Source organism: Aquiflexum lacus, from assembly GCF_015476655.1.
In the GTDB taxonomy this organism is placed as follows: Bacteria; Bacteroidota; Bacteroidia; order Cytophagales; family Cyclobacteriaceae; genus Aquiflexum; species Aquiflexum lacus.
In genome coordinates this window covers 287,598-312,125 of the sequence record NZ_JABFHF010000003.1, presented here as the reverse complement: position 1 = coordinate 312,125, position 24,528 = coordinate 287,598, and the positions used below count along the sequence as shown (strand labels likewise).

13 protein-coding genes, 1 tRNA gene and 3 pseudogenes are annotated in these 24,528 nt (G+C 40.9%); 8 read left to right on the top strand and 9 right to left on the bottom strand.

Going from position 1 to position 24,528, the window contains the following annotated elements:
• Positions 1-87: 87 nt before the first annotated feature.
• On the top strand, positions 88-2,022 hold the full coding sequence (locus tag HMJ38_RS04940; RefSeq protein ID WP_194973246.1) for an SMP-30/gluconolactonase/LRE family protein: 1,935 nt from the start codon (positions 88-90) through the stop codon (positions 2,020-2,022).
• 253 nt (positions 2,023-2,275) lie between these two features.
• Here the strand turns inward: HMJ38_RS04940 and HMJ38_RS04935 are convergent, their stop codons facing one another.
• From HMJ38_RS04935 to HMJ38_RS04925, 3 genes are read right to left on the bottom strand one after another with little or no spacing between them, the layout of a single operon-like run.
• The gene (locus HMJ38_RS04935; RefSeq protein WP_194973245.1) at positions 2,276-3,196 is read right to left on the bottom strand and encodes an RraA family protein; all 921 of its coding nucleotides are present in this window, start codon (positions 3,194-3,196) and stop codon (positions 2,276-2,278) included.
• A 46-nt stretch (positions 3,197-3,242) separates the two neighbouring features.
• On the bottom strand, positions 3,243-4,445 hold the full coding sequence (locus HMJ38_RS04930; RefSeq protein WP_194973244.1) for a cupin domain-containing protein: 1,203 nt from the start codon (positions 4,443-4,445) through the stop codon (positions 3,243-3,245).
• 47 nt (positions 4,446-4,492) lie between these two features.
• Entirely contained in the window at positions 4,493-6,739 is a 2,247-nt protein-coding gene (locus tag HMJ38_RS04925; protein ID WP_194973243.1) for an outer membrane protein assembly factor BamB family protein, read from the bottom strand.
• A gap of 326 nt (positions 6,740-7,065) precedes the next feature.
• Between HMJ38_RS04925 and HMJ38_RS04920 the strand changes: the two are divergent.
• From HMJ38_RS04920 to HMJ38_RS04905, 5 genes and pseudogenes are all read left to right on the top strand, one after another.
• Positions 7,066-7,905: pseudogene (locus HMJ38_RS04920) on the top strand (sialate O-acetylesterase).
• Positions 7,906-8,118: 213 nt separating this feature from the next.
• Positions 8,119-10,038: pseudogene (locus HMJ38_RS04915) on the top strand (alpha/beta hydrolase-fold protein).
• A 16-nt stretch (positions 10,039-10,054) separates the two neighbouring features.
• On the top strand, positions 10,055-11,074 hold the full coding sequence (locus HMJ38_RS04910; protein ID WP_194973242.1) for a zinc-binding alcohol dehydrogenase family protein: 1,020 nt from the start codon (positions 10,055-10,057) through the stop codon (positions 11,072-11,074).
• 590 nt (positions 11,075-11,664) lie between these two features.
• Positions 11,665-11,793 carry a hypothetical protein gene (locus HMJ38_RS25515; RefSeq protein ID WP_262892872.1) on the top strand — a complete coding sequence of 43 codons (129 nt, stop codon included), beginning with the start codon at positions 11,665-11,667 and terminating at the stop codon, positions 11,791-11,793.
• 12 nt (positions 11,794-11,805) lie between these two features.
• Positions 11,806-12,600 carry a hypothetical protein gene (locus HMJ38_RS04905; protein ID WP_194973241.1) on the top strand — a complete coding sequence of 265 codons (795 nt, stop codon included), beginning with the start codon at positions 11,806-11,808 and terminating at the stop codon, positions 12,598-12,600.
• A gap of 66 nt (positions 12,601-12,666) precedes the next feature.
• Here the strand turns inward: HMJ38_RS04905 and HMJ38_RS04900 are convergent, their stop codons facing one another.
• A complete protein-coding gene (locus HMJ38_RS04900; RefSeq protein WP_228779891.1) occupies positions 12,667-13,878 on the bottom strand; it encodes an esterase in 1,212 nt (403 codons plus the stop codon).
• 375 nt (positions 13,879-14,253) lie between these two features.
• Positions 14,254-15,579, bottom strand: a pseudogene (locus HMJ38_RS25280) (glycoside hydrolase family 68 protein).
• A gap of 611 nt (positions 15,580-16,190) precedes the next feature.
• On the opposite strand from HMJ38_RS25280, the gene HMJ38_RS04885 reads away from it, so the two are divergent.
• Positions 16,191-16,267, top strand: a tRNA-Pro gene (locus tag HMJ38_RS04885).
• Positions 16,268-16,453: 186 nt separating this feature from the next.
• Here HMJ38_RS04885 and HMJ38_RS04880 read toward each other — a convergent pair.
• A complete protein-coding gene (locus HMJ38_RS04880) occupies positions 16,454-17,548 on the bottom strand; it encodes an AI-2E family transporter (protein ID WP_194973238.1) in 1,095 nt (364 codons plus the stop codon).
• A gap of 230 nt (positions 17,549-17,778) precedes the next feature.
• On the opposite strand from HMJ38_RS04880, the gene HMJ38_RS04875 reads away from it, so the two are divergent.
• Positions 17,779-19,878, top strand: a complete 2,100-nt coding sequence (locus tag HMJ38_RS04875) for a M28 family peptidase (protein ID WP_194973237.1) — start codon at positions 17,779-17,781, stop codon at positions 19,876-19,878.
• 134 nt (positions 19,879-20,012) lie between these two features.
• Here HMJ38_RS04875 and HMJ38_RS04870 read toward each other — a convergent pair whose 3' ends face one another.
• The 3 genes from HMJ38_RS04870 to HMJ38_RS04860 are packed head-to-tail and all read right to left on the bottom strand — an operon-like array spanning position 20,013 to position 24,449.
• Positions 20,013-21,182 (bottom strand): THUMP domain-containing class I SAM-dependent RNA methyltransferase, encoded by a 1,170-nt coding sequence (locus tag HMJ38_RS04870; protein WP_194973236.1) that lies wholly within the window; start codon positions 21,180-21,182, stop codon positions 20,013-20,015.
• A gap of 49 nt (positions 21,183-21,231) precedes the next feature.
• The gene (locus HMJ38_RS04865) at positions 21,232-22,062 is read right to left on the bottom strand and encodes a DUF4249 family protein (protein ID WP_194973235.1); all 831 of its coding nucleotides are present in this window, start codon (positions 22,060-22,062) and stop codon (positions 21,232-21,234) included.
• Positions 22,062-24,449, bottom strand: coding sequence for a TonB-dependent receptor (locus HMJ38_RS04860; RefSeq protein ID WP_194973234.1), 2,388 nt, complete (start codon positions 24,447-24,449; stop codon positions 22,062-22,064). Before HMJ38_RS04860 ends, HMJ38_RS04865 begins: the two co-directional genes overlap by 1 nt.
• Between the last annotated feature and the right edge of the window lie 79 nt (positions 24,450-24,528).

Here is a 24,528-nt window from a genome sequence, read left to right as displayed (position 1 = left end):
TTTTTTTATCTTCAAAATCAGTGAGTGTATTCTTAATTCTTAAATTAAATGGCTATTTTTTGAGTTCAAATCAAAACCTATTCACCTATGAACCTAAAAATAAGCCGAAAACCATTCCCGGTTTTTTATCTTGTCATCTATATCTTGATTTTTAGCCAATGCACTCCATCCGGTCCTGATTGGAAAAAAGAAAACCTGACTCTTATAAAGAAATACGGATTGACGGAAAGTCAAATTCCCGGACTTCCATCTACTACCCTGGATTCAAATCCTGAAGCTGCGCAGGTCACCAATCTGAGCAATGTTGAAAGTATTGAACTGCATCCCGGTGTTCAGGCCAAGGTAATTTGGGGTTCCGGAACGATGATGGCAGAACTCCTGCTTGATCCGCAAGCCCAAATTCCCGAAGAAACATCAGAGGTCGACAGGTTTGTTTTTATTATGGATGGAGAGACCGAAGCCCTTATCAACGGGACTCCTGTTTCCATGGTATCCAGAAAAAGGGAAGCCCCGGATGGTATTCATAGCAGTACCCCAAAGATTGATTTTGTATACCTTGAAAAGGGCAGTAAATTCACTTTAATAGCAGGGCCAACAGGAGCCAAGATATATGAAATATATAGTCCACTTCGTAAAGAATACCTCCAAAAAGCAGGTTTAGAAAAACTTCCATCCGAAATTAAGGATATTGAAAACCCTCTTTCCCCCAATATTGAACCCAACACCGTTTATGACCTCTATGATATCCAACTTTCGGAGTTAGCTCCGGGAGCTTTCTCAAGATTGATATCAGGCAGGAATATGCTCTTAAGCTTTATTTCCATGGACCCGGATGCGGTGTTTGGACATCATATACACCCGGAAGAACAAATCATGTTTGTATTGAGGGGTTCTGTTGATGAAATTTTGTTGGATCGCAAAAAGCTGATGGAAAGCAATGATGTGGTTCTTATTCCTGGAAATTTTGTCCATGGTGCCGAAATCAGGGATTTGGGTGCTGACGCTTTGGATATTTTCTGGCCTTCCCGCAATGATTATCTGGAAAAGGAACAGGAAAGAATGAACACTTTCCATGAATTCATTCCAAAAGAGGCTGAATTGGAATTGGTCATAGACGGCAAAAAAACCAAACCTGAACTTTTCTTTACAGAAGGCCCAAAATGGATGAACGGAAAGCTTTATTTCTCCAACATGTATTTTGACCAGGATTACAATGCTGATCCAAAAAGGAGTTCAACCGTGGTCATGGATCCTGATGGAAGTTACAGAAACATTACTGAAGGTAAGATGCAGACCAATGGACTATATCCCTACAAAAACGGCAACCTTTTGGTTTGTGACATGATGGGACATCAAGTGGTTGAAATGACCCCAAATGGACAGGTAGTGAGGGTGCTTGCAGATAAATATGAGGGGAAACCCATTGATGGCCCCAATGATATCATCACGGATTCAAAGGGAGGATTTTATTTTACTGATCCCCAATTTACCATGGAAGCTGAAAAGTTTCAACCAGGCCGAGCAGTTTACTATGTCTCAGCCAAAGGCGAAATCAAAAGGATCACCGAACCCAATGAGTTTGCCATGCCCAATGGGATTTTACTTTCACCTGATGAAAAGACCTTATATATCAACAACTGTTTTGACAAAGAAGATTGGTATCCCGTCCAAAGCGACAAAGACAACTATATATGGGCTTACGATGTCAATGAAGATGGAAGCATCAGCAATGGCCGACAGTTTGCAAAGGTCTTTCTGACAGAAGATGTACTTGATAGGCAGGGCAGGTCTTCCGGTGCTGATGGGATGGCCATTGACAAAGAAGGCAATATCTACGTGGCAACCTATTATGGTGTACAGATTTTTGACAACACAGGCAAATTTGTCGGCATGATCAATATGCCCTCATTTCCTGTAAGTTTGGCTTTTGGGGATGAAGATATGAAGACACTTTACATTGTCAGTTACAGCAAAGTCTACAAGATCAGAACGAATAAGGAGGGGTATGTGAATTATTTGTAGGTTGATTACATAAAAGTCAAGTCCTGATAGAACTTGACTTTTATGCATTAAACCTTCGATACGCCACTGACCGCCAAAAGTCTCACGCCATAGTTCTCTGGATCTTATACCACTTACCTCTTCTCGATTCTAGTCTCTCGGTTCTCCCCTCTTGTTTCTTGGTTCTTGTTTCTTGTCTCTTGTCTCTTGTTTCTTGGTTCTTGTCTCTTGTTTCTTGATTCTTGGTACATCGAACTTTGTACAATTCCCTCTCCTACCACGTCCTCTTACTCATCATCTGATCCAATTCCTGTCGGGTCATGGTGCCGAGTTCGGGATGTTTTTCCAACCATTGCAGAAAGGCGACTTTGATTTCATCTGTCCACTGACTGTCGATTTCGCCGGTGCTGTAAATATTATTCCGCACCATCTCGAAACCGAATTGGTCTTTTCTTACCACAAATTCCGCAACAGAGACCACAGCTTCGGCCAAATGCGCAGGTACAAATAGTACCCCTTCTACCGTTGCTATCACCAAATCCCCCGGAAGCACAATGGCATTTCCAATTCGGATAGGTGTATTAAGTCCCATCAGGACCATTTCTTCAGTGAATGAAGGATGAAAATCCCGGACAAATGCATTGAACCCAGGAATATTCCTGATTTCCTGCAAATCTCTGGAGGCACCATCGAATACTACCCCATTGCCTGATTTACTGAAAATGGAATTGGCCAATGTTGATCCCATGATGGGTCCACCTCCTATTTTTCCAAAAGCATCGGCAACATACAAGTCACCCGGCACAAGCGTATCAATGGGCCAAGCGTTGGTATTCCCTTTCCTTCCTTCTTTGGCACCTCTTTCCTTGATGTTGCGTTCCACATCCGGTCTATTGGGCAAGTACATGGCAGTGACGGCACGTCCTGTCATCAAGGTTTCATTTACCATTTTCCATCCGCCTTCGTATTGGTTATTATACCCCTCGTTCCGAAGTGCATTCCATGCATCGTCTATCATGATATGCTTGGCCCTTTCCAATAAATCATCGGGGATTTTTGGTCTGCCATCCGGAAAACGCTCTCCCTTCCATTCCGAAGTAAGAAAAATCATTTCTTCTTTGGAAATAGTTTGAGCAGGTAAAATGCCAATAAAAGATATTAGACAAATAAAAATAACTGTGATTCTAAACTTCATTACTTGTTGGTTTTATAGCAGGTATACAAATTTTGTTTCGACTCAATTAACGATTATCATCTCCCATCACCTCATATCCTTTCCATTTGAATTCTTTGGCAAGATCAGAGGCGGCAGGCCAGGCAATGTCATGTTGCTTGCTGGCAACCCATTTTCTTCGGTTTTCTTCGGTATCAAAGGAAATCATGATCTGGTAATTGTAGCTGGTCTGTTCTGCCTGAATCTCCTTGGAGATGTTCTCTGGAAACAGACGTAAAAGTTTTGAACCCAAATACCCTTGCTGCACTACCATGGCCGGCACATATATAGAATGGTACATATCTTCAAAGGCTTTGGCATTTTCCTTGTCCACCACAAATTCCATTTGCAATGAAATTCCTTTTGACTGGGTTGATGCATTCGCATGGGCATGTTTGGACGGCATTATACCGATTACCAACAATTCCAAATCCTCACTTCCATCATTTGAGAAACTCAAATGCTCTCCCAATGAACCAAAGAAGGCATCATGCGCTTTGAAGTTCCCCAAGTCATTTCCAATTGCTACACTGCCATTGCCCTTTGTAACATAATACACTTCTTCAAATCCTTCAAGTTTTCGTGTTATCCCCTTACTTCCTGCAGGAATGACCACATGATCAACATGATTCCAGTCTGTACTGAAAATCTCTGGACCAAGAATCCTACGATATAAGACACCTTCTCCCCCATAAGCTGGATTATCAGCTCTGAGCTTTTCTTTTTCCAATCGTCCATTGACAAAGGTGGGGATAGGATCCAGTGTTGCTCCTACGCGGGTATCACCAAGGTCAAAGTTATCAGTCTTTCCCTTTGTGCGGCTGACGGCAAAGTTGAGCCAGGTCAAGCCCTTGTCAGAGGAATTATATATGGCGTGGGAGTCTCCCATCTTGCAGGGAACTACTGCCGGGGCCTTGATTTTTGAAGTTCTTCCGTTAACAGTGAATTCTGCCTCACCATCCAAGATGACAAACATTTCTTCAATGCTATGGTGGAAATGATGGCCAATGCCGGATTTTCCTTGAATTTGTCCTGCATGGAGGTAAAGGAAGTTTGAAGCAAGGTCATTTCTCCCTATCAATTGGGTAAAGCCCATTTTTCCTGCCCCTGCATGCACCCCGGACAATTCTCTGTATTTGGTCTGGTCATTGGGGATTATTCTATCTTTAAGGGACTGTGCATTGGCCTGAAATGCCAATACAATACTTGCCAAAATGATTAATCTTTTCATAGGTCGTCTGGGATTAGTTTTTTACAAATTTCTAGAATGAGGTGGTATCATTTATTCCCTGGTAAGGCATATACTACATACCCTTTTGGCAAAGCCCCTGGTTTTTTGGAATGGTTATAGCTATCTCTGGCAAAATTGGAAGTGGCATTGATGACCAGGTATTGTTTCCCGTTTAACATATACATGCTGGGCTGTGCATTGGATTCCCTGCTGAGGGTTTCTTCCCACAGGAGCTTTCCGTTTTCTGCATCAAAGGCATAAAGTTTCCCTCCCTTGGCGGTGGAAAACACAACCCCTGTAGAAGTAACGATCATTCCTTTTCTCAAAACCCCACCGGGCGCTCCTTTGCTTTGGTCCCCTTGCACATAGAGGGAGTCTTGGCCTACAGGCATTCTCCATTTGATAACCCCTTCATTCAGATCATAGGCTACGATGGAAGACCAGGGCGGTGCAGCCAATCCTGGCCATTCCAAACCATATTCCGTGGTGTACCTATCAGTTGGATGTTCGGTATCTTTAGGATAAGCTGACATTGCAGGAGCCCTGTTTTCATCAGGTCTGATTTTGACACCACCCGACGCTACGACAGGCCCTTCCGGCGTTTTTGGCTCGAGGTTTCTTCTGAAGTTGAAGCTGGCAGGGTTACCTCCCAAATAACGGTACATGGCTTTTAATGTTTCTTCATCTACATGTACGAAACCTGGCATTTGACCCTTCCCATTGATCACGGCACTTCTGAATTCATCAAAGAAAACATGTTGTCCAATATTCACAAGAGACGGACCTACCCCTCCTGCCATGTCTACGCCATGGCAAGTCTGACAGGTTGAAGAATACAGAGTTTTTATACGTTGCACCTCATTCACAGATAAGTCTATTTTTGGAGGCTCTACTTTATTCAGTTTGTAAATTGAAGCGTGTTCCTGAGTCAGTAAATACATCATTCCATTTTGAGGATCAGCAGCAGAGTTGCCATAATTAGCGCCCCCCAAGGCCCCGGGCATCATCATCGTCTCATATTGGTCTGATGGAGGAACATATAAGCCTGACTTGGCTTCTTCCAATCTTTTATACCATGCTTGTTTGATACTATCGGGAAAATATGGATTCAGGGTTTCCTTTGTAACCTCATTTCTGGTAAAATTTGGAAGCGAGGATATAGGTTGCGTAGGCCAAGCCTCTTCCCCGGGCATTGCACTTGGAGGGAAAGGTTTTTCTTCAATCGGAAATAAAGGCTCACCTGTAACCCTGTCAAAAACAAATACAAAGCCATGCTTGGTAGCTACTGCCACAGCATCTATTTTTTTCCCATTCCGGTCAACTGTCAACAACTGTGGCGCGGGTGACAAATCATAGTCCCAAAGGTCATGGTGGACAGTCTGATAATGCCATATTCTTTCACCTGTATTAGCATCCAATGCTACAATCGAATTGCCAAAAAGGTTACTTCCGATCCTGTCAGCGCCATAATAATCATAGGTTGGTGAACCTACCGGAAGGTAAGCAATTCCCCTTTCTGTGTCCACTGTGATTTCACTCCAAACATTCACCCCTCCCACATATTTGTAAGCATCCTTTGGCCAGGTGTCATACCCAAATTCACCGGGATGAGGGATGGTGTGGAATATCCATTCCATCTTGCCGGTCACCACATTGTATGCCCTTACATGTCCCGGAGGAGAGAAGTAATTCTCTCCGGGCGCTGAACCTATGATCAATAAATCCTTATAAATCACTCCTGGCATCATGGGCTGTATCCTCCTTATCGAAGTAGGGTCACGGTCAACCCCCTCTCTCAGGTCAACATATCCATCTGTTCCAAAACTCATCACAGATAGACCGGTAACTGCATCTATGGCCTGAATGGTATTACTGATTGTAAAGATCAATCGTTTGTCTTTTTTGTCCTTGCTTTCCCAATAATTGATACCCCTTCTGGTCAGCCCCATAAGATTGGCATGGATCCAAATTTCCTCTTGGGTAACCACATTCAGTGCTATAAGTGAAGAGTTTTTACCCATCACATACATCACTGTATCCACAATGATAGGGCTGAAAAAATACGGGGTCTCATCCTCTGTTGGATACATCCAAGCCACTTTCAATTGGGAAACATTTGCCTTCGTAATTTCATCTCCATCAAAAAACTTGGACTGATCCGGACTTCCCCCATAGTGTGTCCAAGTGGCATGTCGTTCTGTAGAAGCTTCTTTTTGACAAGCTGAAAATAAGGTCAATATAAATATTCCGAAAACAATCGGAACTTTTGAGTTTATAGGTTTTCTTGGGCTCATTAATATTTTTAAATTAAGTATCAACATATCATCCGCTTATCATTTTAAAGATTTGGGGATGGCAATGAATTTGAGATGAATACCCTGTGTGGTTTTTTCACAAAGGTCAATCAAAATTAACAACACTAAATATATGGGCAGATGTCCATTTTCCAAAGATAACTACAAGGTCAATTGACCGTTCATAACACTTTTAGTGTTAATATGACACTATTTATAATTGAAAATGTAAATTGAATTCAAATGATAGAAATATATCTAGTTCATGTGTTCTGATCTGCAATTTTAATGACAGAGAAACAGGAGAATTTATAAACCAATTTGACATGAGATTAAACTTAAAATTATTGTTCATTGCCTTGATAACCGCAACCTTGATAAGCACTCAAAGCCGCGCCCAGGATCCTGATTTCTATATATTCCTCAGTTTCGGACAATCCAATATGGAAGGGCACGCCAAATTTGAACCCGTGGACACCATTGCAAATCCACGGTTCAAGGTCATGCAAGTAGTGGATTGTGAAAACCTTGATAGAAAAAAAGGGAAATGGTATGACGCTGTCCCGCCATTGACCAGATGCAATACTGGGCTGACCCTTGCTGATTAATTCGGTCGGACTTTGGTCGCAGGATTACCGGAAAACATCAAAATTGCCGTCATCAATGTCTCGGTCGGAGGCTGTAAAATAGAACTCTTTGATAAAGACAATTATGAAACATACACCGCTGACGCACCGGGTTGGATGAAAAATATGATCAATGATTACGATGGGAATCCTTACGGCAGGCTGGTGGAAATGGCGAAACTGGCACAAAAAGATGGAGTCATCAAAGGTATTCTATTGCATCAGGGTGAGTCCAATACAGGTGATACCACTTGGCCAAATAAGGTAAAGGATGTGTATACCAATTTGTTGGATGATCTTGGACTTGATCAAAAGTCCGTTCCCCTTTTGGCGGGTGAACTTGTAGGCGAAGCTCAGGGAGGAAAATGTGCCAGCATGAACCCAATAATCAATCAACTTCCGGAAATAATCCCGAATGCACATGTGATCTCATCTGAAGACTGTGAAGCTGTTGCTGATGGCCTGCATTTCTCCGCCGAAGGCTACCGAAAACTCGGCACACGTTACGGTGAAAAAATGCTGGCTTTGCTTGGACATTAATCCTCATCAGAAAGGCACTTTACTTTCTTGAAAAAAATGAAATATAAAATTAAAATATCCTTTGAATCTATATCCCACCTCGAAAAAATATCCATCAACATCCAATATCGACAAATATCCAATTGAAATTATAGGACCATTAATGTGAGAAGTACCACAATACCATTTTAGCACGATGTACTTAGGAATTCAAACCTATCAAACCCTAAAACCATGAAAAAAATCATTCCCCTACTTCTACTCCTGTCATTAGGATTTGGATTTGTCTACGGACAAGACTTCGAAAAACAAGCACCTGAAGGATTTGACGTTGTCAGAACTGACATTCCCAAAGGAAAAATCGAAACCATAAACTACCCCTCCTAAACAGTTGGGGTGACGAGGAAAGCTTTAATCTATACGCCCCCTTCTTTTTCCAAAAGCAAAAAATATCCTGTCCTTTACCTGCTGCATGGTATAGGTGGTGACGAAAAAGAGTGGTTAACCCATGGGAGTCCACAGGAAATCCTGGACAATCTCTATGCCGATGGAAAGATCGAACCCATGATTGTGGTCATGCCAAATGGCCGGGCCATGAAAGATGACAGTGCCGGCGGAAATATCATGGCACCTGACAAAGTCGAAGCTTTTGCCACATTCGAAAAGGACCTGTTGAATGATCTGATTCCTTTCATTGAAAAAAAATACCCTGTGCTGAAAGACCGTGAAAACCGGGCCATTGCAGGACTTTCCATGGGCGGTGGCCAATCCCTGAATTTTGGACTTGGCAACCTTGACAAATTCGCATGGGTGGGTGGATTTTCTTCTGCACCCAACACCAAAGAACCGGCGGTTTTGGTTCCTGATCCCCATGCGGCAAGGGAAAAGCTGAAATTACTCTGGATATCCTGTGGTGATGCCGATAACCTGCTTCGTTTCAGTGAGCGCACCCATCAATACCTAGTGAAAAATGATGTTCCGCACATCTATTATCCTGAACCGGGAGGCCATGATTTCAAGGTCTGGAAAAGTGGACTGTATATGTTTTCGAAAATGTTGTTCAAGCCTGTTGACCAATCAAAATTCAATCAATATAGTCTTTTGGGCACCCCTGCTGCTACCAATATCAGGAATGCGAAATTTCCCCAAATCCTACCCGATAGCCGTGCACTTTTTAGGATCAAAGCGCCTGAGGCAAATAAGCTACAACTTGATTTAGGAAAGAAATATGACTTTGTAAAAGGTGAAGACGGCATGTGGGAAGTGACCACCGAACCTTTAGGTGAAGGGTTCCATTATTATTCCCTGATCATCGATGGAATCGCCGTGGCTGATCCAGCGAGTGAGACATTCTATGGGATGGGCCGAAAAGCCAGTGGTATTGAAGTTCCTTTTAAGGGAGATGATTATTATGCCATCAAAGACGTGCCACATGGTGAAGTGAGAAAGGTGAGGTACTTTTCAAATATCCTCCGTCAATGGAGGACATTCAATCTCTACACTCCTCCGGGATATGATGCCTTGAGCAATGAAAAATTTCCTGTATTGTATATTTTGCATGGAGGTGGAGAAGATCAGCGGGCATGGGCTTCTCAGGGAAAAACAGACCTGATTTTGGATAACTTAATCGCAGAAAAAAAAGCCAAACCGATGCTGGTGGTCATGCCTGATGGCAATATGCCATTTCCCGGATTCAATGAAAACAGTTTGAAGATGTTTGAAAGGGAATTGCTGGAAAGTATCATTCCATTTGTGGAGAAAAACTACAGGGTTTTGACAGACTCCAATAACCGCGCATTAGCAGGCTTGTCCATGGGAGGATTACAGACCCTTTATGCCGGGATTCAAAATACTGATTTGTTTTCTTACTTGGGGGTATTCAGTTCGGGCTGGTTTAAGGACCGACAAAATGAGATTTCTGATGGCCAATATGAATTCATGAAAACCAATGCTGATAAAATCAATGGAAACCTGAAGCAGTTCTGGATTTCCATGGGTGGAAAAGAGGATATTGCTTATGAAAACTGCAAAGCCATGATGGCCAAATTCGATGAAATGAATATCAAATACACTTATCGTGAATATCCTGGGGGGCATACATGGCCTGTTTGGAGAAATGATCTTTATACCTTTGCACCTCTTCTTTTCCAATAATAGAACCACCAATAAAATGAATACAATAATTCTGAAAAAACCAGGGCAACTGGAAAAAAAAGAGACTGAAATGGATCAGGATTTAAAACCCGATGAGGCTTTGCTCAAGGTCCATAGAATCGGGATATGTGGAACGGACATGCATGCATTTCGGGGAAACCAGCCATTTTTTTCCTATCCGAGAATCCTCGGGCATGAACTTGGAGTGGAAGTAATCGAAATCGGAAATCAAGTGAAAAATGTAAAAGTTGGGGATAGATGCTCTGTAGAACCATATTTTAACTTTGGAACAGATCAGGCAGTCAGGAGGGGAAAGACCAATTGCGGCGAAAATATTTCCGTGTTTGGGGTTCACGAAGACGGTGGGATGCGGGAGTTTATCAAGTTACCTTCCAGGTATCTGCATCAATCCGACAAACTCACTTATGAACAATTGGCTTTGATCGAGCCATTGAGCATTGGTTGCCATGCTGTCAACCGTGCAGGGTTGACCAAAGAAGACAAGGTACTGATAATCGGTGCAGGTCCGATTGGATTGGCCACCATTCAGTTTGCAAAAATCAAAAATGCAAAAGTCGCCGTGATGGATGTCAATGAGGAGAGACTGGAATTTTGCAGAACCAATCTAGACCTGACCGGCATCATCAATGCCAAATCAAATAAGGTGATAGATGATATCAGGAATGTCTTTGCGGGAGATTTGCCCACTGTAGTGATGGATGCCACGGGAAATCCCCAATCCATGAAAAACACCTTTGACTATGTTGCATTTGGTGGAAAGATTGTTTTCATCGGCCTGTTTCAAGGAGATTTTACATTTTTTGACCCACTGTTTCACAGAAAGGAGATCACCTTGTTGGCAAGTAGAAATGCGCTTGGAACCGACTTTCAACAGATCATTACTTTAATGGAGGAAGGAAAGATTGATACGGATCTCTGGATTACCCACAGGGTAGCATTTCAGGATTTACCGGAAAAATTTGAAAGTTTATTGTTGCCGGAAAATAAGGTGATCAAAGCGATTGTGGAGCTTTAATTGGATTTCAATTCCTTGGAAAATTCATTCCTACCTGGTAATCAGTTGAAGTAGTTTTGTTAAAATGATCTGAGTATCCGCAATGTTACACGTAATGAAATATTATTTGACATAAAATCCCCTCGGAAGGCTCGGGGTACTGAATTTTGTGTGGAAAGGTGGAAAATCCGTTGGCCCATCCCGATAGCTCGAGGACGAGGCCTTATATTTAGCTACTTGTAAGATTCCGAAGAGTCAGTTCAAATGATTATCAATTGTCAAGTTTTTGTGTTCATGGAAAAAGGTGAATAAAGGAAAATGAAAACCCATTTTAATTTGGTGAATTAGACATAGACTTGTATAAATAAAATATTTTTAGTTATATTATCCACTCAACCCAAACCCAATATGAAAAATAACCTACCGATTACCCTGCTTTTTAAGGGCTATTTCAGACTGGATTTCTTTTAACCCAACTTTTTTTTATTGCTTTTGACGCTATCCTTGTTCTATTCAATAAGTGGATTTGCACAGGGAAATTGCTCAGGTGATCAATCACCGTCGGCTTGGCATATTGATGAATCGGTGTATGGATCGAAATTACTCTCGGAATGGATATATCGAAATACAAAGGCGGAAGAGAGATCAATACTTCCTATCTGAAACCGGGGGATTATTTGATCTCCATATTCTATGAAGGAAGAGTGATCCACCAACAAAGGATTGTAATTTCAAAATAAAACCAAGGAGCTATGTACCAAAGAATAATCTTATTAATCGCTTTTTCGGTAATCTTCATGGATTCAATAAGCCAAACTTTCAACAGAGGAGAACTGGCCTTTTCCCTAAGTGGAGGAAGTTCCCGTCCAATGGCAGGATTTTCTGGAAAAGATATAGCATCTTCTATAATTTACAGAGAAGATGTGACACCCCCTTGGGAGATCGGCATTAAAAAATCCGAAAATGGTTTTGCCCGGCCAGGCTATTATTATGCGGCCCAGGTGAATTATGGGATTACAAACCGGTTTTTTGTTTTCTTAAGGGCAGGAAGTTCCAATAATCCGGTTGCAGAACAGATAATTGAGGACTATTTTAGTACCCTATGGTCAGTTGAGGTTAATTTCACCCAAACGGATTATCAGCTACGGACTTTAGCCCCAGGGATAGGGTATTCCCACAGGTTGGGAAACTGGGGTTTAAGTACAGGACTTTTTGCAGGGAATGGGAGGTTAGAATTTCCATATTACAATCTAATCCTAACATATACACCATCACATAAAGGGACCTGGGGGCATGATGGGCCAAGACCGGACCTCAATGCTTTTGCTTACGGGGGAATGTTCAACCTTAGCTATGAAACAGGGAGAATACAGACCGGCTTGGAAATCCTTTATCAGCGTGCTGATTTCGAATATTCCATGACTACCAGATTGGTACCGGGCGGTAACTTTAATCCGGTATACCATGACACCATCAAGTCTTCCCTGTTGTTTATCGGCCTTCAAGTCAGCTATTCGATCATAAAAGGTAAACCGCCAGGAAGGTAGAGGGGAATATCTCAGGATTGAGATCAGCCATCCCATCTGAAACCGGGAGATTACTTGATTTCAAATTCATTTTCTCTTCCAAAGATTCGGAAGAAACTTCTCGTGAAGTAGGTGTCTCCAGGTGGACCAATCATGCCCTCCATGGCCTCCTTCATAATATTCATATTCGACTTGGTGGTTATCCAATGCTTCTAGAAGTCCTTTCACTCTAGCACCAAAGAATCCTTTTGCTTCCTCAGTGCCCTGTCCTACAAACAGGTAATCCACTTTTTCATTGACTTCAGGATCATTGAGAAATTCGGCCAATGTTTTTTCTGCGTCACCATCTCCCGCACTGAGAATGCCGAAATTGGCAAAAAGATCTAAGGACCGGAAACCAATAAACATACTGTGTCTTCCGCCCATTGACAAGCCGGATATTGCCCTTCCTTTTGGGGACTGAATGGTGCTGTAGTTTTGATCCACCAAGGGAATTACATGCGCCCTAAGTTCCTTTTCAAAAACATCAAAGGTCAATTCAGTATGCTTTGGATGGTTACGGTGAATGATCTGGTTGTTGGGTAAGGCTATCAGCATGGGTTCTGCTTTCCCCTCCGCCAGCAAGTTATCCAAGATAAAGTTTGCCCTGCCATCGTATATCCAATTGGATGGCAATTCACCACTGCCTCCCAATAAATACAAAACCGGATAGCTTTTATTTGGGTCATATCCAGGCGGAGTGTAAACATACATTTCACGCTCTCCCTGCGTCACCTCCGAATGATAAACATGGCGCGTGACATTTCCATGAGGGACATTTTTGGCATCATAGTAGGCAGGTCCATCCCCATGCACAATCAATTGGCTGTAAGGTGGCATGGCCGTAAAGGCCGCATAAGTATTGTTGGGGTCGGTGATTTGCATGCCGTCCACATTGAGATGATAGGCATACATATCAGGCCGTAATGGTCCTACAGTCAAAGTCCAAATCCCGTCCTCTCCTTTGGTAAAGGGCACTTGCTCATTTCCCCTACCCAATCCCGTCAGCAAAGCTCCACCAGCCAATTGGACCTCTTGGGCTTTTGGTGCTTTTAACCTGAATGTGACCGTCCTGTCATCGTGAACTTCCGGGGAGTTCAAAGGAGCACTGAAAGGGATCAACCCTTCAGTATCTTTTTGGGGATTGTAATCCAAATTGACGTTGGCTTGCTGTGCCAATCCAATATGGCACAGGAAGACAAACAGCAATGAAAATAATTGGATTGGAATGCCTTTATTGGTTTTTAGGTTCATGGTCATGTTTGGTTTTTATTGAAAAAGCAAGATGGAAGTAATTCTTTGTCAGAAACCAACAGCATCTACCTCCAGTAATCGAAGTCATTCTCGTAGCAAGCACCTAAAAGTTCCTTCGCTACATAGCATGCATCAACCTATATTTCAAAATCTCCAAAGAAAGGGGATTTGAAAATTAATTTACAAGTGTAATTTAAACACTTTTTAAAATAATCCATACATGACGCCAATTAAATTTTCCCTTTGGCAGCAAGTGTCGCAATTTTTCCAATTGAATAAGTCTCTACAATTCAAGTTTTGGATTCAATTGCATTTTTATGGTCATTCAGTTTAATCCAAAAAAAAATGCCGGACTAAATCCGGCATTCAAGTATCAAGTTATTATGGTAAAGAAGGTGCAAGTCTGTTAGTCAACGTAACCACATTGCCATTTACCGAAAGTACTAATCTTGGGGCAAGGGTACCTCCAAAATGCCTACGGTCCCATTCTTCTCCCAAAGCACCAAACTCTCCAACTTCAAGTCCAGGCTGTATATTATAGTAATTGGTATTACTCAATACAGTATTGCCCTGCAACACGTGCCATGAGAAAGTTGCATAAGGATCTTCTATTGGGTTTCCTGCCACAAGTCCACTTCCGTTAAGAGGCTCATAGGGTCCGAGAAAATTGTCACAGACAAATCCGTACATCCCTTCAGGGGAATTTACCCTATCCATTACTTCAGGGGCGAATTTTTCTATATGTGTAGAAAAATACATGTAGTACTTGTTGTCATGAAGGACAAAATGAGGCCTTTCCAATTCGGAATTGATGTTTGTTACCACCAAAGGAGGAAGTAGTTTCCATTTTGTCAGATCATTGTCTACCGCTTCGGCCAAACCAACTGCACCGTTATAGGTTGTGATGTCGCCTGCCTCCCGAGCTGTGAAAGTCATGTATATCTTGTTGGTCGCAGGATCTCTGTAGATAAAAGGATCCCTCATTGCAAATACGGTTCCCGCTTCATCAATACCTGTAGCAGGTTGGTAGATTTGACCATCCGCCTCCAAGATAATTTTATGTTGGCTATAGTTATCAAAAACCACAGTTTCCTACTGATTAGCTACCTGAGCTGTTGCTAGGGCTATCCTTTGCTCATAGGAAATACCGGTATCTCCACCTGGAGCGCCGCTGCTTAACCTACCTGAATTCAATTCGCCTTTTTCACCTGTAGCGGTATAATAGAAATATACCAAGCCTTGATCATAATAAGCTGCTCCGGCCCATTGGCGGGAACCTATGATTTCGTCTTCGGTAAACACCATACCCTTATCTTCCCAATTGACACCATCTTTCGAAATGGCATAACGATGTCTTACGATATCATGTCGCTTACCGGATAGCACAGTATCAGGCGCCGTCAAAACTATCATGACACGGTATCCATTAATTCTTGCAATCGAACCATCCAAATTAAGGATAGGCCAGTAATCCCACTGATGATATCCGGGCATAACATCCACACCTTCATCGAAATCTACCCTAGGAATGGTGTTCCCCTCATTTCGGGAAATCATACGCACATGTTCAGCAGTCCACTCTACGGTTTGCACTTCTGCCGGATCTGTTGGATCTCCACCAACAGTAGGCTGCTCTTCTGCATCACAGGAAGCGAGTAGGAATAATCCTCCGGCTACTAAAAAAGGTAGCCATACATTTTTTTTCATAATCATAAAATTTAAATATTTAACAAATAATTTATATATCGTACTTTACGGAACTATAAATAATTATTTAAATACAATATTTTCATATAATTATAAAAAATATAATACATTTAATTTATTATGTATAATGTGATGTTGTTTAATGCAAGAGAAAAGGGTTAATTCAAACTATTAATATCGGAATAGAGACAGAGCGTCTTGATTGTGTCAAGGATATATATAACTATTTGAAAGGGTTTTACAAGAAATAGCTACCTGCATCCAGGTGATTCCTGTAGATTGATGCAAGAAATCATACTGCTATCTTTTGGCTAAATGCATAAGCGATTGAAAACAATGACATCAAAACCACTAACAGAATTTCAAAATATGATTCCAATATTAACGCTCAATTAGGATATGAAAAAGAATTTCCGAAAAAAGTCGATAATCACCTCACACCATGTTTTATGAAGATTCATCTCTTGAAAAATTAATTAATTTAAAATTCTACTTTTCATTTGAAAAGAATTCAATTTAATCACTACTTTTGAGCCTCGATAGAAAACGCCTGTTATTTATTGGAGTTTGCGGACTTTGTTCCAACGGCAATTAAACAGTGTTTAAAGTTTCGGGGTGTAGCGTAGCCCGGTATCGCGCCTCGTTTGGGACGAGGAGGTCGTAGGTTCGAATCCTGCCACCCCGACCAATACAGACAAAACCTGCCCATAAGGGTGGGTTTTTTTGTGTCTATCACTTTCGATCTCCACAAGGTGGCAGGATGAGAACCGGGGTTCGAAATCCGACCATAAGGAGGATTCGCGAGGGGATGTGCGGCATATTGAAGTGGAATCTGATATTTGAAATACATTCAAATTATTAAAACTCAAAGAGGTCAATTGGCCTCTTTTTTATTTTTGACTTTTCTGACCAACAAATTCCAGAAATTTTCTTTCTTTTCAATTACATGGTTGTTATCACCCAATAGGTATCCGTATGGGGCTAAAGAGGGTATTCTTTCAAAACTTATTTTTAAAATTCCTACCATAGGAATAAATAGAACCATTCCTGAAACACCCCAAATATATGCCCCAATCAGTATGGCCAAAATAACAGCAAAGGCATTTACCCTTACCTTAGCACCAACTACAAATGGCGTAATTAGATTATTCTCAATAAGCTGAATTAGCCAAAGCAATATAAGGGTTGCCAAAGGATAGAATAATGTTTCAGTAGTTAAAAGCACATAAAACACCAACAAGAGAGAACTAAAAATCACTCCAACATAAGGGATCAAATTCATCACTGCTATAAACACAGCAAAGAGAAGAAAATATTTTATCCCCAAAAAATAAAAAACTATCCCGCAAATCAGACTCACAATTCCGGTGACCATAAGCATCCCCAATAAATAGGATTGGATCACCGAACCCGATTCCTTTACCCAGATTAAAATAGCAGGATTACCATCTTTTGATATTCTTTTGAGAAACTCTACATAAAAATCCTTATAATATAACATTAGAAAAATAAAAAGCGGAATTACGCCTAACAAAACCAAAGACCTACCTGCCTCAAAAATAGCTGATTCCATATTTTGTTGCTTTAAAAATTCACTAGTTGAAGGCAATCCGGTAGCTCCAAGTCCAAAAAAATTTCTAAATTCTCCAAGGTATACATTGACTTTGGTTTCAAATGCCAATTTAATCTCCGGGATATCTCCTATCAGCCCTAAAACCTGATCTGTCAGAAAATATAAAACTGTTAAGACGAAGGAGGTGACCAAAATAAGGGTCAAAGCAATAGCTAATGCTCTTGGGAACCGCCTTTCTTCCAACCAATTGGAAATGGGATAAAGCGCAAATGCAAAAAAAGCACCCCATACCAATGGAATGATGATAACAGAACCTACTTTTAGTATCCATACCACCAATACAAAAACTAATAATTTGTAAGCTGTTTTTTGAATAGGGATTACAGTATTTGGCATGGGTGAATTTTTAATACAATTTACTAAGGGAATTTATATTTTCCTTTTCGAAACCATAAAAAGGATATTTAATACGCTTTATAATTAATGAATCGCCCCTTAAAGGACTCACTTTTTAAAACCAAATCAACTAATCACAACAAATATCTACCATTTAACAATATTGGGGTCCGCTACACTCCTATTTGGATATATTTGTGATGTGTTGTTTTTCACAAAAAAATATTTCTATGAAGAAAAGAATTCTATTGACACTGACATTTGGAGCCTTTTTGGGTCTTCAACTTGGAGCACAAACATTGAGCGGATTTACAAAGGAATCCGGACCAAAACAATTGGAACTCGAGAAGCAATTTAAAAATACTGTAGATTTTAGCAGATTCAAAACCCACTTGACTGAAATAACCTCCGTACCTCATGTGGCAGGTTCAGCAGCAAATGAAAAGGTCAAGGATTACATGGTTCAGTCGATGAAAGCAGCTGGTTGGGACGTGACTGTTTATCCTTATGATCTTTACCTATCCAAAGAGCCCGGGGAATCTCTCATCGAATTGGTTACTCCAATTCGTCAGCCTCTAAACCAACAGGAATATATCTTAAAAGAAGACCCTTATTCTTCACATCCTGATTTATGGAAAGGATGGAATGCCTATTCTGGCAGCGGGGACGTTACTGCCGAGGTAGTATATGCCAATTATGGTACTAAAGCAGATTTTGAGAAGTTAATAGCATTGGGCATTGACATCAAAGGAAAAATTGTATTGGCAAGATATGGGGGAAACTTCAGAGGATACAAAGCAAAATTTGCGGAGCAATATGGCGCAGCAGGTTTATTGATTTTTACTGATCCCGGGGATTCGGGTTACGCTAGGGGGCTTGTCTATCCCAATGGAACCGCTTTCAGCGAAAGCTCTATCCAAAGAGGTTCTTTGTTGACTGCTGATTGGACGGGCGATCCCCTTACTCCTTTTGAACCTGCGCTTCCTTTGGATGGGAAAACCAAAATCAAAAGACTCAGTCCGGATGAAGTTGGCTTACATACGATTCCTGTTACGCCCATATCTTATGGTTCTGCCAGGGAAATACTGGAAAAAATGGAAGGAGAACCTGTTCCTTCAGGCTGGCAGGGGGGCCTTCCTTTTACTTACAGACTAGAAGGAGGCAAAGATCTTACTGTAAGGCTAATGGTAAAACAGGAAAAAGGTTTCGTACGCGCGAACAATGTGGTTGGCACTTTAAAAGGAGAAACCCATCCTGATGAATGGATCATATTAGGCTGTCATTATGATGCTTGGAGCTTTGGATCTACGGATCCCAATTCAGGTACTGCCATGTTGCTCAGTCTTGCAGAGACCCTTGGCAAAATGGCCGAAGAAGGTGAAAGACCAGCAAGGTCTATTTTGATTGCGCATTGGGATGCAGAGGAACATGGAGTAATTGGTTCTACAGAATGGGTAGAGCAGTTCAGAAATGAATTGGGAGCAAAGGCTGTGGCTTATATCAATTTGGATGCAGCTGTTGGCGGAAGAAATTTCGGAGCTTCATCTTCGCCTACATTGAAAAGATCTATTATGGACGCAGCCAAAGAAGTAGCCTATCCGGATTCTGCAAAAACTGTTTATGATGTTTGGGCAAAAGGAAGTAGTGAACCCAATATTGGGAATTTAGGCGGGGGTTCTGATCACATTGCATTCTATATGCATGTAGGGATTCCCTCAATGAGCGGTGGTGCAGGTGGCCCTTCCCTGTATCACACCAATTATGACAACCTTACTTATTATGCAAAATTTGCTGATCCAACATTCAAGATGGGTGGAACTGTAGAGCAAGTGATTGGTATATTGAGTCTCAGGTTAGCAAATGCTGAAATTATCCCTTACCATGTGGGCAGGTATGCACAGGACCTGCAGATGCATTTTGAAGCTGCCGAAAAAGATGTGAAAGTCTACCATACAGATTTCTCAGGTTTCGCGAAATCCAAAAATTCCATAGCTGAATTGAAAAAAAGTGCTGAGGCATTGGATGTCAAAATCTCTGAAGTTTTAGCTTCAAATTTGAACGATTCCAAAAAACTGAATGCCATCAATAAAGACTTAATGACTTTAGAAAAAAGCTTTATCGATCCAAAAGGCATGTATTTCGGAAATTGGTACCGTTCTCTTTACGCTTCTTCAGATCCTTTCAGTGGTTATGCCTCGTGGATTCTTCCAGGAATCAAATATGAAACCGAAATGAAATCAACAGAAAGACTGACAGAATGGGATGACAGGTACAGCAATGCCATCAATAACCTCAAGTCTAAGATTGATGGATTGATGGGAAAGCTTTGATTGAGGAAGAATTGGTTAGTTGTTGGATGACCGATGACCGATGTTGAGGGAGATCGAAAAACAGGGGAAGCTTTTAAAAAAATACATACTTTCTCTCCAGAACAATAAAAAAACCGGCTGCTAGCCGGTTTTTTTTATTCAACAACCTTCTTCGTCCCTTTATACAGTTCAAATTTCAATAACCTACAATCTATGGTACCGTTATAAAATTCAATTTTTCTAGAGGCTCTCAGACCAACTCTTTTTGCCAAGGATGGATTGCCGGAAAATATGTATCCCGTATACCCTGCACACTTTTGTTTCAAAAAATCTCCAATCCTTTTGTAGGTCAATCCCAATTCCTCCTCCTCACCCAGCCTTTCTCCATACTCCGGATTGAAAATAACAATCCCATTTTCTGATTCTGGAATGGTAGTTTCTTCAAAATCACAGACTTCAAATTCTATAATTTCTTCCATTTCGGCATAGCCTGCATTTTCTTTACTGAATAACACCGCTTGCTCGCTGATATCACTGGCAATAACCCTTAATGTTGGTTTGGACTTGATTTTATTTACCAAAATCTCTTTTTGATCTGAGTAGAAAGATTCCTCATAACCCAAAATATGCATAAAGGCATAATGGTCTCTGTAAAGCCCCGGGTAGCGGTCAGTCGCAATCATAGCAGCCTCTAAAGCCAAAGTTCCTGAACCGCACATAGGGTTGACAAAAGGACTTTCTCTATCCCATCCTGTCGCATAAATAGTTGCTGCAGCCAACGCCTCTAACATGGGTGCTTTTCCAGGTATTTTTCTATAACCATGCTTGGCAAGAGTTTCTCCTGAGGTATTGATATAGATGGAAGCTTGGGTATCCTTCCAGAATAATTGAAAAACTGCTCCATCCAATTCAGACCCTGAATTGGGTCTTATTCCTGACTTATCCCTGAATCGGTCAACAATGGCGTCTTTCACTCTGACATTGACAAAAAGTGGATTATCTACACTATCGTTGTCTACATGAGATATCACCGAGAAATAAGAATCCTCATTGATATATTCTTCCCAAGGTATTGCTTTTAATCTTCGGTAAATATCGTCAGCATGGTGAAGGTATAAGGATTTGATCTCGTAAAGCACATGACTAGCAGTCCTCAAATGAAGATTTAAAAAAATGCAGTCCTGCATGGACGCAAAGAGTTCTATCGATGTCCGCTCTGCTTTCACAGGTTTGAATCCCAATTCTCTCAATTCTAATTCAACATAAGGAGCAAACCTGTCTTTGAAGGTAACTACGACTTTTCCTTTGGTTTCAAAATCTATCATGTTACAAAAGTAGAAATAAACTCTGAACCACTTTCAAAAAATGATTTTGCTATTCTTCCGGCACAATTTCTACCACCTCGCTTAAAAATGGACTGACCATAAAATAACCTAATACTTCACCATAACCACTCTTTAGCTTAATGTTTGATTTGGGGTTTTGTGGTGGCGGTGAAAAAAGACCACCATCATTAAATAACAAATCAACCAATTGATTGAGATAATTAAAAGCATCAGTATTGAGCCTATACAATTCCAATCTTATCCTATCATTGGCAGCAAAAGGAAAACCTGCAAGTTCAAAGCCCTTATCCAATATTGACGTTCCAAATGAATCATCGAACAAAAGGTAATCGAAACGACTGTTTTTTAAGGTATCATTTTGAATAATTCTTATTCGATAATTATTATCAGTTTCAAATGGGATTTTACCATATACCGTCAAATAATATCCTTCTTCTCTAAAGAATCTTTTTTCCTTAAATTCATATTTAATACTATCCAAAATCGGAGGAGGCAACATGGTACCTTCCGAGACATATTCATTTTCTCCGATCCTTACATTTAACTGGTATCGCTCTCCGATTCTACCTCCAGGATTGTTGACTGGCAAATACCTTTTTGCCTGTTCGGAAAAAATGAAAGGAAATACCCTATCAGTCCTTAGATTTCTAATGCTGACTTCTGCATCAGTCACAATTTGATTGAGTTCTTGATTATAGTAATCCTTAGAATACATGATCTTAACCTGATTCATATTGCCATTGTTAGTCCAAATGGCTTCGATGGCCGGTGTCGGGTCTGCCGTGTTCAGGTCAAGAAATATCTCTTCCTGACAAGATCCAAGCAACATTCCAAATAAAATAAACCAAATAGTACGCATCAAAATTTGAAATTATAGGTTAACGACGGTAAGAATGTAAATAGATAGGTCATCACAACACCAGGTCTCCTGGAAGTTACTTCCTCTCCTCCATCCTGATTAAAATTAATATCTTCATTGACTATATCGGTAAACTGAAATGTAAATGGATTTTTTCGACCGTAAAGGTTATAGATGCTGAAATTCCAGCTTCCCTTCCATTTTCTTCCCTTATCATATCCCCTCCAAGTTACAGAAGCATCCATTCTATGATAGTCAGGAAACCTGTCAGCATTTCGCTGTTCACCATACAAAGGGAGCGTTTGGGTATCAATCTCGTAGGTACCTACGGGAAAAGTAACTGCCTGACCTGTAGTATAGACAAAAGTCAGACCCGCCATCCATCTTTTTGAAAATTCATGATTGAAAACCAGGTTAACATCATGAGGTCTGTCAAACCTTGGATTGTACCAATTGTTACCACTGATACCTTCGATTTTTCTCCAGGTTCTGGAATAAGTATAACTTATCCATCCGGTAGTTTTACCAAAATTTTTCCTCAAAAGAAACTCCAAACCATAGGCATAACCTACCCCGCTCAAAAGTTCGGTTTCTACATTGTCGGTGAATAGTACACTGGCACCTTGTCTTAAGTCTACCACATTTCTAAAATCTTTATAATACGATTCTACAGAAACTTCCCACTTGGCGAGTCCAAAATTTTTAAAGACACCAATTGAATATTGATCACCACGTAGAGGATCAATATAAGTACCAGCAGGAACCCATCTGTCAATCGGCAATCCTGCAGAGCTATTGGTGGCAACTTGTACAAATTGATGGTTACGGTTAAATGCGGCTTTTATGGAAATATCATCCCTAAGTAAATACCTCATCGAAAACCTGGGCTCAAATCTGTGAAAGACTTTGGCAGTCTGAAACCTATTGAGATTAAGCGTATCAATAATCTCGGCATCGGGCAAGGGTCTTCCACCTTCATAATCATAAATTACTCCTGAACCGATTTCCTGATACAATGCATACCTCAATCCAGCTTCCAATTTTATTTTCTTTCCTATGTCCGTAGATCCAGAGAAAAACAAGTTGTTCTGCAGGCCATTTCTGGGATTGGTGTTTATATTATCAAAATTACTTTCAGGGCCTGGTGTAAGACTAATCGGGGAAAAATGATAAAGCTGTGGGTGATACCCGGCTTTTATCACAGTATTATTAGGTTTTAGCCAGGACCATTCCATCCTTGCGCCGGTTTCCGATATGGTATTGTTCCAATTGAAGCCACTCCCGTCATCATCAAAAAGCACTTTGTAATTATACCTGCTATTGTAGACATTCAAGTCAAAAAATGAAGTGTTGCTAATGTTTCTATTCCAATTAAGAGAAGAAACAAAATTGTTCCAGCCCAGACCGAATTGGTTGGAAATACCTAAGAAGTCTGACCCATAATAGCCAGAAACTGAAAGTTTGTCTTTTTCACTCAGTCTAAAAGTGGCTTTTCCACTCAAATCATAAAAATAAAGCTGGTTATTGCGGATATTTTCATTGCCTGAAAGCCTCAAAAATAAATCTGCATAAGTCCTCCTGCCCGAGATGATAAATGAAGATTTATCGGAAACTATAGGACCATCCAAAGTAAATCTTGAACTGATTGTACCTATTCCCCCCTCACCTCTAATTTTTTGAAAATTACCTTCCCGTAGAGAAACATCAACAACTGAGGAAACCCTCCCACCTAATTCGGCAGGGATATTTCCCTTATAAAACTCCACTCCACTAAGGGCATCTGGATTGAAGACTGAAAAGAATCCGAAAAAGTGTGAAGGATTATAAACCGGTGCACCATCCAGTTGGATCAGGTTTTGATCTGCTGATCCACCTCTGACAAATAAGCCTGTGGTACCTTCGCCCGCTGTTTGCACACCAGGCAGCAGTTGAAGACTTCTCAAAAGATCTACCTCTCCAAACAAAGCCGGAATGTTTTTGATGGTCTCCATTGAAACTACTGATTTGCCCATTTCAGTGCCTAAAATATTTTGTTCGGGATTGGTATCTCTGATGATGATTTCCTCCAAAGACAGTTCTTCCGGCTTGAGGTAAAATTTCAGTGGCTTTTCCAAATCTTTCACAGTCAGTATTCTTAGAGATGGTGTAAAACCCAAATAAGAAATGATCAACTTATCTGGAAGTGTGCTCACTTCAATCGTGAAATTTCCATCAAGGTCCGAAACCACACCTTTTTGAGGCTCCGATTCCCAATAAATGTTGGCGCCAGGAAGAGGTGTCCCGCCATCCACTTCAAGGACCTGACCTGAAATATGTTGTTCATTTTGGGCAAAAGCCAAAAAACTTGAAAATATAATCCCTGATAATAAAAGGGTCAAAAACTTCATGCCTGTATTAATGTTTGATAGGATAACGCATAATCGCGTTTGGGTGTTGAAAATTATATCAATAAAATCTAATTCCTTT